The organism is Bacillus sp. AM 13(2015), from assembly GCF_001518755.1.
GTDB classification, from domain to species: Bacteria; Bacillota; Bacilli; order Bacillales; family Bacillaceae; genus Bacillus; species Bacillus safensis.
This window is the reverse complement of the sequence record NZ_LKCP01000086.1, coordinates 1-14646: the sequence shown is the minus strand read 5'-3', so window position 1 is coordinate 14646 and position 14646 is coordinate 1. Positions and strand designations below refer to the sequence as shown.

The following is a 14646-nucleotide window of genomic DNA, read 5'->3' as shown; positions in this document are numbered from 1 at the left end:
CATTTGATTGATATTAGTACACATTACAGGCTGTAATAGATCATATAACGAACCGATAAAGAAGGTGTACTGAGAAAAAGAGAGGATGAACGTAAGCGAATGTCACAGAGAATTGATAACATAATAGACGCTTTACCAATCATTGGACTTGCTATGAGAGAACAGCTAACTTTTTCTGTTTTAGGGAAAGAGAAGGTTCTTTATTATCAGCAACATGGGAATATTGATTTAGGATTTAAAGCTGGTGATACAGTAGATCCTGGATTCCAAAACTTTGCGATGCTGAAAAATGGGAGAGAACCATCGTTTATCCAAATTCCGAAAGAAGTATACGGGATTCCAATGGATATCGTAGCCGTTCCAATTACTGATGAATCAGGTCAAGTGGTTGCTGCCTTCTGTGTGGCCTATGACCAAACGAATCAACAACGATTAGAGCACATCATGACGGAGAGCAACGAGGCTTCCGAAAAACTAGTCGCAATGGTACAGCAGGTTGCCGCACATTCAGAGGAACTACAAGCGACAAGTGAACAAATTCTACAAAATACGAAAACCACTGTCGAAAATTCCTCTAAAATCAATCAAGTGTCTAATCTCATTAAAGGTATCTCTGATCAAACGAACTTACTTGGACTTAACGCATCAATAGAAGCTGCAAGAGTGGGAGAAGCAGGAGCAGGCTTTGGAGTGGTCGCAACAGAAGTGAGAAAGCTGTCAACTCACGCGAAACAGGCGACAACTGATATTGAAACAGCCCTAAAAGATGTGCAGGGATCGATCAAAGGAATGGAAGAAGAAATTGCGCAAATTGTCGCTTCCTCTGAGCATCAGGCAGAACTTGTTGGCACTTTTACAAAAATTATTGAAGGCCTTCATGAAACAAACGAAACAATGAAATCATTGGCAAACGACTTAGTGAACTATCAAGTAAAATAAAGAATGACAAAACCTCCAGCTGAATCGGAGGTTTTTTTATCATTTCAAGGTGAGAAACTTGTTAGGATCATGACCGTTTTATCGCTGACAGGCAGGGTACACTTCTGTATGATAGAAAAAGAGAGACTAGTTTTGTGATTAGACCTATTCATAAGGAGGAAGATCATCGTGACACAATCAGCGAAGCTGAAAGAAATACTTGCACCCTACCGTCCGTTGTTAGAAGAAACTGAAAAACCAATGATTCAATTACAGATGAAACACGGAAAAACAGGACTATACGACAGCAAAATAGCAGGAGATCCTTACTTCCCAAAGAGCGACGAATATCCAGTTGACGGCGAAGGGCATCCTATGAAACTTTTGGCACAAATTAATTTCGGCCAGCTTCCGAAGCTGAAAGATTATCCAGAAACAGGACTTTTGCAAGTCTTTATTTCTGTGCATGATGATCTTTATGGAATGAATATTGACCATAAAACAGAACAAAAAGATTTCCGGATCAAATTTATTGAAGAACCTTTCTTAGCAGAAGAAGAGTTATTGACCGATTTTTCTTTTGTGAAAATTCCAGACGATTTTTATTTTCCTGTTACGAAGGAAGGCGCAATTACAGGTGAATTAGCAAGCGAAACGATCAGTGTAGGAGATTTCCGTTTTGAAAAAGTCACAGGAAAGAACAGCTGGAACCTATTTGAAGATGCAGATGGTGTTAATGGTGATGAAGCAGATACCCTGTTGGATGAATTCTATGAAACAGAGAGTGGCTTTGGTCACAAATTGGGCGGGTATCCAGGGTTTACACAAGAAGATCCGCGTACTTATGAAGATCAAGAACATACCGTTCTGTTATTGCAAATTGACTCAGATGATGAAGTAGATATGTTGTGGGGAGATTGCGGAATCGCCAACTTTTTTATCAAACCAGAAGACCTCAAACGAAAAAATTTCGAGAATGTCGTCTATAATTGGGACTGTTCTTGATTTTGTAAAAACACTCTTTATAGAAGATTTGCCTACGGTATGCACCTCCATCTCAGATGGAGGTTTTTTTGTGGTCAAAGCTCTAACGATTATTGATAGAAAATATCTATTAACCTATAAAAGTATTCGAATGAAATCAAATTGACCGTGAAAAAATTGAAGTATAATATTAATATAAATTAAACATACAAATTTACTGTGTTTTAATTTACATGATAAGTCAAATTAGAATTTTATTCATTTATATTTTAAATATCTGAATTGTCTGATTAATATCTGTGTGATAGAATGTGAAACATTAATTTACAAAGAAGGTGCGCCATGAACATTGACCACTTAGAGGCATTTGTTTATGTTAATCATTTTGAGAGTTTTAGAAAAGCAGCAGACGCACTGTTTTTGTCACAGCCTTCTGTCTCTGCAAGAATTCAGTCTTTAGAGCGCGAACTCAATATAAAATTGTTCATGAGAAAAGGGAAACAGTTTCACCTCACTGAACAGGGAAAGAATTTCTTACCATATGCCGAGGAGATTTTAAAAAGTTATCAAAATGGAAAAAAACAATTACATGTGCCGAACGAAAAAGATCAAGTCACGATTGGTTCCAATTTATTAATGGCACAATATTATTTACCGTATCTATTACCGTATTTGAGCAAATGCTACCCAAATGTGACATTTAAAACGATGACGACAACGAATGATTCGATGCTCGAAGCGATTTTAAATCAACAGGTGGAATTTGGATTAATGAAGCATACTTCCCATCCAGGAGTGGATTCTTTTAAACTGTTAGACAATCAAATTCACTTGATTGTTCCACCAGATCATGAATTATTGTCGAATGAGAAGCCAACGATTGAGGATATTAGCCATCATCCCATTGTCTTTTATCAATGTGGCTCATTTGATTGGGCAATGATTCATAAAATATTTGAAGCACTTCCACAGACGCCTAATATTGGTTTTCACACAGACAATCTTGAGGTAGCTAAAGAACTAATTAGACATGGAAAAGTCGGTTTTTTACCTGAATTGAGTGTGATGAAAGAGCTGAGAGAAGGCACGTTGATGAAAAAGAAATTGAACATGCTAAGCGTGAGTCATCAAATCAGTCTTGTTTCATTAAAAGGCACAAAATCTGTTTTTACTGATCGTGTCAAAACGATTTATCAACAATTCAATAGGAGCCTAATGCTTGCATAAATGAGATTTGTCTACATATAAATCATACTATTTTTATAGTGATAATCAGTTTTGACAACCATAGATGAGGTGATTAATGATGTCGTCACTAAAATTAAGCGTTCTTGATCAAAGTACTGTCCATCAAAATGAGACCGCTCAAGAAGCTTTGCAGCATACCGTCGAACTAGCAAAGATGGCAGATGAAAAAGGATTCCATCGGTTTTGGGTAGCGGAACACCACAATATGAAAGAGCGTGCAGGATCTTCGCCGGAGGTGCTCATTTCATATCTGCTCGCTCAAACAAAACAAATCAAAATCGGATCTGGTGGAGTGATGCTACAGCACTATAGCCCATATAAAGTTGCGGAGAACTTCAATGTACTAGCCAGCCTTGCACCAGGAAGAGTGGATCTCGGTGTAGGGAAATCACCTGGTGGACTGCCTGTCTCAACTGCTACCTTACAAAAAGGTGTATTACAGGATCATTATCCGTTCACAGAAAAAATCAAAGAGCTGGCCCTGTGGCTTCATAACCAAAAACATACGGATGAAAAAGGGGATGAGATTAGAGCCTATCCGCTCCCGCCGGTACCTGCTGATCTTATTTTGCTTGGTACAAGTAAGGGGAGTGCTGAGCTTGCTGCTAAACTAGGCGTTTCCTTTGTCTTTGCCCAATTTATCAATAGTGATGAACAGGAACTAGAGGGAGCAATCGAAGCATTTCAACAGAACGTAGATCCACATGTACAGAAGAAGCCGGCATTCATTCTCGCATTGCCTGTTATCACAGCTGAAACCAATGAAGAAGCGAAAAGCCTTATTTCAAATGACGAAATTGTCAAAGTCCACTTAAAGAGTGGAAAAACATTTACCCTAGCAAGCGAAGAAAATGCAAGAGAATTTGGAAATCAAAGCGGAGAACCCTATGAGATTAAAAAACAAGAGCGAAAGATCATTTTCGGCACACAAGCGTTAGTTCGAGAGGAGCTACTTGCTTTGCAGAAGAAGCTGGGAATTGATGAATTTATCATTTTGACACCAATTGATGATGCGGAAAAACGAAAAAGGTCTCTTGTTCTTTTAAAGGATGCCTTTCATCACGATCACGCAGAGACATTGGCATAAAAGGAGAAGATGACAATGAGAAAAAATAGTGTGTTTATTTTACTAGCAATGATAGTGACAGTCCTAGCCGCATGCGGTGGTCAACAGTCAAGCAGCAAAGGAAATCAGGATAAAATTGTGATTGCATCACAAGGATCAGACGCCCAAGTTTGGCAGTTTATTGCGAAATCAGATGAGGCAAAAAAAGCAGGTTTGAATATTGAAGTCAAAGAATTTAATGACGGCGTGCAAATCAATGAAGCCACAAATGATGGTCAAGTAGATGTGAATGCCTTCCAATCACTATCCTATTTCCAAGATTACGTGAAGAAAAAGAAGGCAAAGCTTGTCGCCATCGCCACAACGTATCTTGAACCAATGGGGCTTTACTCTGACAAATATCAAAAACTTGAGGACATTCCAAACGGTGCGAAAGTGGCGATTCCAAATGATACAGCGAATACTGCAAGAGGACTCAGAGTGCTAGAAAAGGCTGGTCTCATCAAGCTAAAGTCCGATTTCAACTCTTTTAGCACCTTGAAGGACATTGATGACAATCCGAAAAAGCTGCAATTTGTTGAAACAGATGGTACAGCTACGGCACGAGTGCTCCCGGATGTAGACGCTGCGCTAATTGGAAACAGTGTTGCACTTGATGCCGGTCTAAACGCCATTAAAGACTCGCTATATCACGAAGAAGTAAATCAAGATACGAAGGCGAATATCAACCTGCTTGTGACACAAGAAAAAAACAAAGACAACAAAACGTTAAAAAAACTAGCAGAGGTTTATCATTCAAAAGAAGTTCAGAACTATGTCAAAAAGGAATTTGGCGGAACGAAAATTCCTGTCGATAAACCAGTCAGTGAAATCACGAACTAAAACGAATATAGGGGATGAATGCAATGACAAATATTAAATTAGATGGAGAAGAATTTTCGATTTATAACGAAAGTGGCAAACAGGTAAAAGGCAGTCGCACCATTGGAACAGAGGGCTTAACACCACTTGAATTATTAGGCGCTTCACTTGGATACTGCACATCGCTCAATTTACGAGTGTTATTAGAAAGGGAAGGGACTCCGATCACAGAGGAAAATTTCAACGTGGCTGTCCAAGCGCAAAAAGCTGTGGAGGGACCATCCAGAGTAGAAAAAATACACCTGTCAATCAAGCTGCCTAAAGAATTAAGTGAAGAGGTTCGTCAAAAGGTCATTACATCTGCTGAAAGAGGCTGCACCATTAGACGTTCACTCGTGAATGCCATTGATATTACATTTGAGGACGTGACAAATCAAACAAAAGCCGTTAGTTCATAAAGAGGGGATGAATCTACATGAGAAAAATCAATATACTCGCTTTTATTTTCATACTGAGCCTCCTTGTTACCGCTTGCGGACAAACAAATGCGTCGAATGAAAAACAAACGCTGACTTTAGGAACCACTGAGGCAACCCTTGATTTTTGGAAGGTTGTAAAGGAAGAGGCGAAAAAGAAAGGCCTTACTTTAGAGTTAAAAACATTTACTGGTGGCGTTGATCTCAATCAATTAACAGAAGATGGCGAAATAGATGCGAACTCCTTTCAGCATCTTGCCTATTTAGCAAGCTGGAATAAAACAAGAAAGAGCGAACTGGTAGCGGATATTGCTACCATTGCAGCGCCTCTCGGTATTTACTCTAAAACAAGAAAGAGCTTAAAAGATATTAAAAAGGGCGATAAAATTGCGATTCCAAATGATGATAGCAACTGGCCTCGTGCCCTCGTTTTATTGCAAAATGCTGGTTTAATCAAGCTAAAGGATGATTTTAATGGACAAGGGGGAGAGGATAAAATTTTAGAAAATCCATACAACTTAGACATTGTTCCTGCTCAAGCGGCAAATCTGCCCCGTCTTTTAGATGATGTGGATGCAGCGGTGATCAATAATGGAGTCGCCCTTGAAGCAGGTTATAAATTGACGAGTTCTTTATATCATGAAAGTAAAAAAGAAGCTCCGTACGTGAATATAGTTGCTGTGACAAAGGATGTCCAAAAGAAGAAAAGGAAAGAGCTTGATACAATCACAGAGATTTTACATTCTAAAAAAGTTACGGATTATATTAAGAAGCACTACGAAGGAAATTTTTTGCCAGTCACCACACCGATTGATCAATTACTAAAGGAATATGACAAAGCTATACAAAAAGAGGGGGCGTGAGCATGACCAAAGAGATGAAATTAGCCGTATATCTCGTTGGATCTGGTATGCATCTTGGCTCATGGAGACTCCCGCATGTACAAGCAGATGCAAGCATTGATGTGAATTTTTATCAAAAAATGGCTCAGAAAGCAGAGGAAGGAAAACTTGATGCGGTATTTATTGCAGACAGCCTTGCAATAGATGAAAATTCTCATCCTCATATTCTTAATCGATTTGATCCAGCGATTCTCATTACGGCGCTGGGCGCTGCTACAAATCGGATTGGCGTTGTAGCTACTGCTTCGACAACCTATAGTGAGCCATATGTGCTTGCAAGACAATTCGCATCTATTGATCATGCGACTGGAGGACGTGCTGGGTGGAATGTCGTCACCACAGCAGATGCAACGGGACGAACTGCACAAAACTTTGGACGAACGTCACATGTCAAACATGATGACCGCTACCAAATGGCAGAGGAATTCATCGATGTCGTGCAAGGGTTATGGGATTCCTGGGAAGAAGATGCTTTTATTCGAGATAAGGAGACAGGGCGATTTTACGATGAACAAAAAGTTCATCCGATTCATCATAAAGGTACATACTTTCAAGTTCGAGGTCCTTTAAATATAGGAAGAACACCGCAAGGGCAGCCCGTCATCTTTCAGGCGGGCTCTTCTGAACCAGGACAACAATTTGCCGCACGCACAGCGGAAGTGGTATTTAGTCATAAGAAAGATTTGCAATCTGCTCAAGCGTTTTATAAAGAATTGAAAGAACGGCTGCCTCAATTCGGAAGAAGACCGAATGAACTTCATATTTTACAAGGAATATCACCGGTTATCGGAAGAACAAAAAAAGAAGCACAGGAAAAAAAGCGTCAGCTTGACGAAGCGCTCTTGCCTGAGCAGGCACTAAAGTTCTTATCTGGTTATGTTGGAAATGTCGATTTAACGGCTTATCCTCTAGACACGCCTGCAAAAGAGGTGGCGTGGAAGAATGTAGATAGTATTCAAAGTGATTTTGAAACGATCATGCGTATCATCCATGAACAAAACCCAACAGTTGGTGAGCTTTATGCCAAGGTGAGCAATGCAGCATCACATGATCATTGGATTGGTACACCAGAACAAATAGCAGATGAAATGGAGAAATGGGTGGATGCAGGAGCAGCAGATGGATTTATGCTAATTCCTGCTGTTCTCCCAGATATATTAAAAGACTTTGTCGAGCTCGTTGTTCCTATTCTTCAGGAAAGAAAATTATTCCGTACCGATTACAAAGGGCACACGCTTCGGGATCATTTGGGGCTTCGTGTACCTGTTAATCGATATCAATAAAGTAAAGAGAGGTCCGGCCTATGATTGAATTTAAAGATGTACAGAAAGTATATCAGAGTGGACAGCAAAACATCGAAGCCTTGTCCAACATCAATCTGACCATCGAAAAAGGCGATATATTCGGTGTGGTTGGATATAGCGGGGCAGGAAAAAGCACGCTATTAAGACTCGTGAACTTACTAGAACGGCCGACATCAGGAGAGGTAAAGGTGAATGGAAAAATATTGACCTCACTGTCTAAAGCGAGCTTAAGGAAAGAGAAAAAAGACATCGGCATGATTTTTCAGCATTTTCATTTACTTCAATCGAAGACAGTGTTTGATAATGTGGCCTTGCCACTTTTATTAAGCGGAAGCTCAAAGCGGAAAATCAAAGAAAGAGTAGACGAACTTTTATCATTCGTAGGTCTTGAATCAAAGGCGAACAATTATCCAGAGCAGCTATCAGGGGGACAAAAGCAGCGTGTCGGAATTGCACGTGCACTGGCAACGAATCCGTCCATTCTTCTATGTGATGAAGCGACATCTGCACTTGATCCTGATACGACGTCTGCAATCTTAGACCTGCTTAAAAAAATTAATCAAGCATATGATATTACGATTCTGTTAATCACACATGAAATGTCTGTCATTCGAGATATATGTACAAAAGTAGCTGTCATGGAAAACGGTCAAATCGTTGAAAAAGGTTCAGTGTATGAGATTTTTTCTCATCCGCAAACTGATATTGCAAGACGTTTTGTCAGAACGGTTATCCATGAGCATTTGCCAAATAGCATAATTGAAGAATTAAAAAATGGTCAAAAAACGGTGTGGAAAATGAACTTTATTGGTCATAGTTCCAGCAAACCGCTTCTATCCACAATTGCAAAGAAATATGATATTGATGTCAATGTCTTGTCGGCCAATATTTCAGAAATTCAAGATACCCCTTTTGGCAATATGATTGTTGAAGTGACAGGTGAACAAACCGAAATTGAAAAAGCTTTTTCTTATATTCAACAGGAGAAGATCAATGTGCAGGAGGTAGCAGGTCTTGACTAGTACAACGCAGCTTTTTGGAATGGAAGTATCGCTAGATCAACTTTTAACCGGATTTGGTCAAACGTTATATATGGTCACTTTATCCCTTTTATTTTCTATCATTATTGGGCTGCCGCTTGGAATTATTCTGGTGATCACAAGAAAGGGACACATTTGGGAGCAGTCGGCCATTTTTCATCTGTTGAATTCTGTCATTAACATTTTACGCTCGATCCCGTTTATTATTTTACTTGTTGCACTTATTCCATTTACTCGACTCGTCGTTGGAACAGCGATAGGAACGACTGCAGCAATTGTACCGCTCGTTGTTTACGCCGCACCGTATATCGCACGACTTGTTGAAAACTCACTTCTTGAGGTAGATAAGGGGATAATTGAAGCGGCAGAAGCGATGGGAGCGACAATTTGGCAAATCATTTATCGATTTTTATTGCCTGAAGGTCTCAGCTCACTTGTGCTTACATTTACAACAGCTACAATTGGTTTGGTAGGAGCATCTGCAATGGCAGGTGCAGTTGGAGCAGGCGGAGTTGGTGATTTGGCATTGACGTATGGGTATCAGCGCTTTGATACAGCCACCATGGTGGTCACTGTTTTCGTACTGGTTGTGATTGTACAGGTCATTCAATCCGCTGGTAACATCACATCCAAAAAAATTAGAAGGCGTTAACAGTTTGGAAAGATTTATGTATGAAAGAGAAAGGATGTCATTCAACTCGTGAGTGTTTTTTCTAAACTTCAAAAAATGAACACCTTTGTATTTTATAAAGTTAAACAAAGTGCTAAAATGTCATTTATTTTAGCACTTTGTTGTTTTTTCATATGTTTTTAGACTTTTTTGCCCCTATTTCGTCATTTCTGAGAGGTAATATGTCATTCTTACTAGTTGACCGGATCAAAAAAAAATGTAAAATCATCTTAAAGTCCTCTTTTTTGAAAATAATAATAACATGACATATCAATCAAAGATAAAATGCTCGAAAAAGCGGAATGTACTGGGGGGTATCAATTGATTATTTCGAAAGTAATTAATAATAATGTTGTCAGTGCGTATGATGACGAGCAGCACGAGCTGGTCATTATGGGCAGAGGAATCGCTTTTCAAAAGAAAAGCGGAGACCCAATTGACGAAGAACGTATCGAAAAAGTATTTTCAATTCAAAATAAAGATATATCAGAAAAATTCAAAACCCTGCTTTATGATATTCCAATCGAGTATATGCAAGTGTGTGAGGCGATTATTGAGCATGCGAGAACAACCCTTAACAAAAATTTAAATGACAGCATCTATGTGACGCTGACGGATCATATCACCTTTGCCATTGAACGTCATCAAAAAGGAATGGACATCAAAAATGCCTTGCTCTGGGAAATCAAACGGCTGTATAAAGATGAGTTTATATGCGGTTTAGAAGCCATTCGGATCATTGAGGACAAGCTGAGCATCCATCTTCCTGAGGATGAAGCCGGCTTTATTGCCATGCATATTGTCAATGCAGAGCTCAATGAGGAAATGCCAAACGTTATTCAAATCACCAAGCTCATTCAAGACATTTTAAACATTGTTAAGTATCACTTTCAAATTGATTTGGACGAGGAATCATTAAATTATTTCCGTTTTGTGACGCATTTGAAGTTTTTTGGTCAGCGTCTGTTTAACGAAACACAAATGGAAAATCAAAATGAGTTTCTGTATGAAGTGGTAAAAGAGAAAAACACCGCCGCTTTTCAGTGCGCAGAAAAAATTAACGATTATGTTCAAAAAGAATACAACCGAAGTCTCATAGAAGATGAAATGCTATATTTAACTTTGCATATAGACAGAGTAATAAAAAGAAAATAAATTCAAAAAGAAAGCGTTGACATCACAAAATTAACATGATAATTTATAACTATAAACTAAATAACCCACAATCTTTTAGGATTGTTACTGGTCAAGCAGGCAAAACCTAAATCATTGTCCCTATCTTTGATAAGGCATGATTTAGGTTTTTTTATATCTAAAGACTTATAAAAATTAAATAACGATCAATCGCTATGAAGGATTGTTACTGGTTAAGCAGGCAAAACCTAAATATCGATTAATGTCTGAATCGCTATTTCTCGGACATTAATGGATGTTTAGGTTTTTTCTATATCAAGATGAAATCAACGATTGGAGGGTAATACAATGAACCACAAACAAACAGCAAAAGAAGTGCTAGAACTTGTCGGCGGTGAAAAGAATGTTAAGCAAGTTACGCATTGTATGACAAGACTTCGCTTCAACTTATACGATGAAAGCAAGGCGGATAAAGAGAAGCTGCAATCAACAGACGGCGTCATGGGCGTGAATCAAAGCGGAGGTCAATATCATGTCATTATTGGCAATGATGTCTCAAATGTCTATCAAGCGATGATTGCTGACTCAGGTCTATCAGCTGATGTAAAGTCAAGCGATACAGAAGAAGCGTCAAAGCAAAATGTGATATCAAAGCTTTTCGATTTTATCTCTGGTGTCTTCACACCGATTCTTCCGGCTATCGCTGGAGCCGGTATGATCAAAGGGATTTTGGCACTGATGCTCACGTTCCATTGGATATCAGATAAAAGCAGCACGTATGCCATTTTAACAGCTATCGGAGACGGAGCCTTTTACTTCTTACCGATTCTACTAGCTGTAAGCGTAGCCAAAAAAATTGGCACAAATCAGTATATTGCGGCTGCCATTGCCGCAGCAGCACTGCACCCGCAGTTAACCGCTTTACTGGGCGCAGGAAATACAGAATTTCTAGGCTTGCCAGTGGTTGCCGTTGTGTACTCTTCATCGGTGATTCCAATTTTGCTCACCATCTGGCTCGGCTCATATGTTGAAAGATTCGCAGAAAAATATAGTCCGAAATCATTAAAGATCATCCTTGTTCCAACGGTCACACTTCTTGTCGTTGTACCAGTTATGCTCATCGCGGTTGGACCGCTTGGTGGGATTATCGGAAATGGTCTTTCAGGTGGAATTGATTTATTGTTTAAACATGCAGGTCTTTTGGCCGGACTCTTAATCGGCGGATTCATGTCTCCATTGATCATTACGGGCATGCACTATGCACTGCTTCCAATCATGATCAACAACATTACGTTAAACGGTTTTGACTACATTCTTCCAATGATGTTTGTAGCGAATATGGCACAAGCAGGCGCAGCATTCGGTGTCTTCTTAAGATCAAAAAACAAAACGTTCAAATCATTGGCGATGTCTACAAGTATCACAGCCTTAATGGGTATTACTGAACCTGCTATGTATGGTGTGAACATGCGATTGAAAAAACCGTTCCTTGCAGCCCTCATTGGTGCAGCAGCAGGCGGCGTGTTCATGTCAATCTTTAAAGTAAAATCATATGTGATATCTGGATCAGCAGGCCTCCCAGGTCTCCCAACATTCATTGGACCAACATTTGTCTACTCAATCATCGGTTTAGTGATCGGATTTGTTGTAGCAACGATCATGACACTTGTTCTAGGATTCAAAGATGTACCAGTGAAAGATGATACAAAAGCAGACAAACCAGAAGAAAAGAAAGACACAGCAGCACTTCAAAATGAAGTGGTAAAAAGCCCGCTAGATGGTCAACTAAAGCCGCTCAATCAAGTAAATGATGCAACATTCTCTAATGAAATCATGGGTAAAGGTGCAGCCATTGTACCAACAGTTGGGCGTGTTGTAGCACCGTTCAACGGCAAGGTTGAAACCATTTTCCACACAAAACATGCCATTGGCTTAAAGAGTGAACAAGGTACAGAACTTCTCATCCATGTCGGGATTGACACGGTAAAACTTGACGGAAAGTATTTCACAAGTCATGTGCAGTCAGGTGATCTTATTCAAGCAGGAGATGTACTCATTGAATTTGATGTCGAGGGCATTCAGCAAGAAGGCTATGATGTCACCACACCTGTTATTGTGACCAACACAAACGATTTTGCACAAGTTGATGCGAAAACAGATGGAGCGATTACAGTGAAAGAGACACTGCTTACAGTCAGTGTAGAAGAAAACGAGGAGGATATTCAACATGAACAAGTTAGAAAAAACATTTCCTAAAGGTTTCTTATGGGGCGGCGCTGTTGCGGGCAACCAAATTGAAGGTGCTTATAATAAAGACGGAAAAGGCTTATCGACAGCTGATGTATCACCAAATGGTATTATGCACCCATTCGATGAATCAATGAAAAACCTTAACTTATATCATGATGCAATCGATTTCTACCATCGCTATAAAGAAGATATTGCACTCTTTGCAGAAATGGGATTCAAGTGCTTCAGACTATCCATTTCTTGGCCGCGTATCTTCCCAAATGGCGACGATGCGGAACCGAATGAAGCAGGCCTCGCTTTTTATGAAAAAGTCTTTGATGAACTGCATAAGCATGGAATTGAGCCAGTTGTCACTATCTCTCACTATGAAATGCCGCTTGCACTTGTGAAAAACTACGGTGGATGGAGAAACCGTAAGCTTGTGGATCTTTATGAAACATACGCTAAAACATTGTTCACTCGCTTTAAAGATAAAGTGAAATATTGGATGACCTTCAATGAAATCAATGTCGTGTTACATGCACCTTTCACTGGCGGCGGGCTTGTATTTGAAGAAGGGGAAGACGAGAAAAGCATTCAATATCAAGCAGCGCATCACCAATTTGTTGCAAGTGCTCTGGCTGTTAAAGCAGGACATGAAATCATTCCAGATGCAAAAATTGGCTGTATGATTGCAGCGATGACCACATATCCGTACAGCTCAAGACCAGAGGATATGTTTGCTGCAATTGAGCAAGACCGTAAAACATTGTTCTTCTCAGATGTACAGGCAAGAGGCTATTACCCAGGTTACATGAAACGTTATTTCCTTGAAAATGACATCAACATTGAGTTCCAAGACGGGGACGAAGATATTTTAAGAAACCATACAGTTGACTATATTGGCTTCAGTTATTATATGAGTTTTGTGACGAGTACAGATCCAAAGGTCCTTGAACAAGTTACTGGCGGTAACCTATTTGAAGGTGTGAAAAACCCTTATCTAGAAGCAAGTGATTGGGGCTGGCAAATTGATCCGAAAGGACTTCGTACAACACTGAATCAACTGTATGACCGCTATCAAAAACCATTGTTTATCGTAGAAAATGGATTGGGTGCTGTCGATCAAGTAGAAGAAGACGGATCAATTCAAGACGATTACCGAATTGATTACCTCAGAAGTCATTTGCTAGAGGCGAGAGAAGCCATCGCAGACGGAGTAGACCTGATCGGTTATACAAGCTGGGGCCCAATTGACCTAGTCAGCGCATCAACGGCTGAAATGAAAAAACGATACGGCTTCATTTATGTCGACCGTGATAATGAAGGAAACGGTACATTAGATAGAAAGAAAAAGAAAAGCTTCGATTGGTATAAACAAGTGATTGCGACGAATGGTGAACATTTGGATGCATAAAAGAAAAAGACAAACCGCTCATACTGCGGTTTGTCTTTTTTGTCCTTTGAGGAACTACGAAGTCCACACTTGATCAGCAATCTCAATCACATGACGCAGCTTTTCCCATTGCTGTTCTTCTGTTAACAGGTTGCCTTCCTCTGTTGAGGCGAAACCGCATTGTGGACTCAAACAAATTTGGTTAATGTCCACATATTGAGCCGCTTCCTCAATGCGTTTTTAAATCTGTTCAACTGGCTCAAGCTCACCGTATTTTGAAGTGACAAGGCCTAGTACGATTTGAAGGTTTGGGTTCTTCACATATCGAAGAGGCTCAAATCCGCCAGAACGATCGTCGTCGAATTCTAAAAAGAGACCATCAAGATCTACGCGAAATGTTTCTGCCGCTGCTTCGTAA

The 14646-nt window shown here is 39.7% G+C and carries 13 protein-coding genes and 1 pseudogene; 13 read left to right on the top strand and 1 reads right to left on the bottom strand.

Annotated elements, in window-relative coordinates; translation table 11 throughout:
- The first annotated feature begins 99 nt into the window (after positions 1-99).
- From AOQ70_RS16515 to AOQ70_RS16455, 13 genes are all read left to right on the top strand, one after another.
- Complete coding sequence (locus AOQ70_RS16515) at positions 100-939, top strand: methyl-accepting chemotaxis protein (protein ID WP_039182599.1); 840 nt, start codon at positions 100-102, stop codon at positions 937-939.
- Positions 940-1107: 168 nt separating this feature from the next.
- Positions 1108-1923, top strand: coding sequence for a YwqG family protein (locus AOQ70_RS16510; RefSeq protein WP_059377425.1), 816 nt, complete (start codon positions 1108-1110; stop codon positions 1921-1923).
- A 321-nt stretch (positions 1924-2244) separates the two neighbouring features.
- Entirely contained in the window at positions 2245-3129 is an 885-nt protein-coding gene (locus AOQ70_RS16505) for a LysR family transcriptional regulator (RefSeq protein WP_059377424.1), read from the top strand.
- A 79-nt stretch (positions 3130-3208) separates the two neighbouring features.
- Positions 3209-4237 (top strand): LLM class flavin-dependent oxidoreductase, encoded by a 1029-nt coding sequence (locus tag AOQ70_RS16500; RefSeq protein ID WP_059377516.1) that lies wholly within the window; start codon positions 3209-3211, stop codon positions 4235-4237.
- Positions 4238-4252: 15 nt separating this feature from the next.
- Entirely contained in the window at positions 4253-5098 is an 846-nt protein-coding gene (locus AOQ70_RS16495; RefSeq protein WP_059377422.1) for a MetQ/NlpA family ABC transporter substrate-binding protein, read from the top strand.
- A 23-nt stretch (positions 5099-5121) separates the two neighbouring features.
- Positions 5122-5535 carry an OsmC family protein gene (locus tag AOQ70_RS16490; protein WP_082700874.1) on the top strand — a complete coding sequence of 138 codons (414 nt, stop codon included), beginning with the start codon at positions 5122-5124 and terminating at the stop codon, positions 5533-5535.
- A gap of 17 nt (positions 5536-5552) precedes the next feature.
- Entirely contained in the window at positions 5553-6416 is an 864-nt protein-coding gene (locus tag AOQ70_RS16485; protein ID WP_048237869.1) for a MetQ/NlpA family ABC transporter substrate-binding protein, read from the top strand.
- Positions 6413-7738, top strand: a complete 1326-nt coding sequence (locus AOQ70_RS16480) for an LLM class flavin-dependent oxidoreductase (protein WP_059377420.1) — start codon at positions 6413-6415, stop codon at positions 7736-7738. Before AOQ70_RS16485 ends, AOQ70_RS16480 begins: the two co-directional genes overlap by 4 nt.
- Before the next feature lie 20 nt (positions 7739-7758).
- Positions 7759-8781, top strand: a complete 1023-nt coding sequence (locus AOQ70_RS16475) for a methionine ABC transporter ATP-binding protein (protein WP_008355587.1) — start codon at positions 7759-7761, stop codon at positions 8779-8781.
- A 19-nt stretch (positions 8782-8800) separates the two neighbouring features.
- Positions 8801-9451, top strand: coding sequence for a methionine ABC transporter permease (locus AOQ70_RS16470; RefSeq protein WP_034738276.1), 651 nt, complete (start codon positions 8801-8803; stop codon positions 9449-9451).
- 339 nt (positions 9452-9790) lie between these two features.
- The gene (licT, locus tag AOQ70_RS16465; protein ID WP_048237864.1) at positions 9791-10624 is read left to right on the top strand and encodes a BglG family transcription antiterminator LicT; all 834 of its coding nucleotides are present in this window, start codon (positions 9791-9793) and stop codon (positions 10622-10624) included.
- 327 nt (positions 10625-10951) lie between these two features.
- Positions 10952-12859 (top strand): beta-glucoside-specific PTS transporter subunit IIABC, encoded by a 1908-nt coding sequence (locus AOQ70_RS16460; RefSeq protein ID WP_059377417.1) that lies wholly within the window; start codon positions 10952-10954, stop codon positions 12857-12859.
- Positions 12831-14249, top strand: coding sequence for a glycoside hydrolase family 1 protein (locus AOQ70_RS16455; protein WP_059377415.1), 1419 nt, complete (start codon positions 12831-12833; stop codon positions 14247-14249). The genes AOQ70_RS16460 and AOQ70_RS16455 overlap by 29 nt, the downstream gene beginning before the upstream one ends.
- Positions 14250-14303: 54 nt before the next feature.
- On the opposite strand, the pseudogene AOQ70_RS19425 reads toward AOQ70_RS16455, so the two are convergent.
- Positions 14304-14646, bottom strand: a pseudogene (locus AOQ70_RS19425) (5-methyltetrahydropteroyltriglutamate--homocysteine S-methyltransferase); the annotation flags it as partial.

What these genes read in the sequence shown, in the direction of transcription:
- AOQ70_RS16505 (WP_059377424.1), top strand. Translation starts at nt 2,245, where the DNA reads ATGAACATTGACCACTTAGAGGCATTTGTTTATGTTAATCATTTTGAG.
- AOQ70_RS16515 (WP_039182599.1), top strand. Translation starts at nt 100, where the DNA reads ATGTCACAGAGAATTGATAACATAATAGACGCTTTACCAATCATTGGA.
- AOQ70_RS16460 (WP_059377417.1), top strand. Translation starts at nt 10,952, where the DNA reads ATGAACCACAAACAAACAGCAAAAGAAGTGCTAGAACTTGTCGGCGGT.
- AOQ70_RS16495 (WP_059377422.1), top strand. Translation starts at nt 4,253, where the DNA reads ATGAGAAAAAATAGTGTGTTTATTTTACTAGCAATGATAGTGACAGTC.
- AOQ70_RS16490 (WP_082700874.1), top strand. Translation starts at nt 5,122, where the DNA reads ATGACAAATATTAAATTAGATGGAGAAGAATTTTCGATTTATAACGAA.
- AOQ70_RS16485 (WP_048237869.1), top strand. Translation starts at nt 5,553, where the DNA reads ATGAGAAAAATCAATATACTCGCTTTTATTTTCATACTGAGCCTCCTT.
- AOQ70_RS16475 (WP_008355587.1), top strand. Translation starts at nt 7,759, where the DNA reads ATGATTGAATTTAAAGATGTACAGAAAGTATATCAGAGTGGACAGCAA.
- AOQ70_RS16500 (WP_059377516.1), top strand. Translation starts at nt 3,209, where the DNA reads ATGTCGTCACTAAAATTAAGCGTTCTTGATCAAAGTACTGTCCATCAA.
- AOQ70_RS16470 (WP_034738276.1), top strand. Translation starts at nt 8,801, where the DNA reads ATGGAAGTATCGCTAGATCAACTTTTAACCGGATTTGGTCAAACGTTA.
- AOQ70_RS16455 (WP_059377415.1), top strand. Translation starts at nt 12,831, where the DNA reads ATGAACAAGTTAGAAAAAACATTTCCTAAAGGTTTCTTATGGGGCGGC.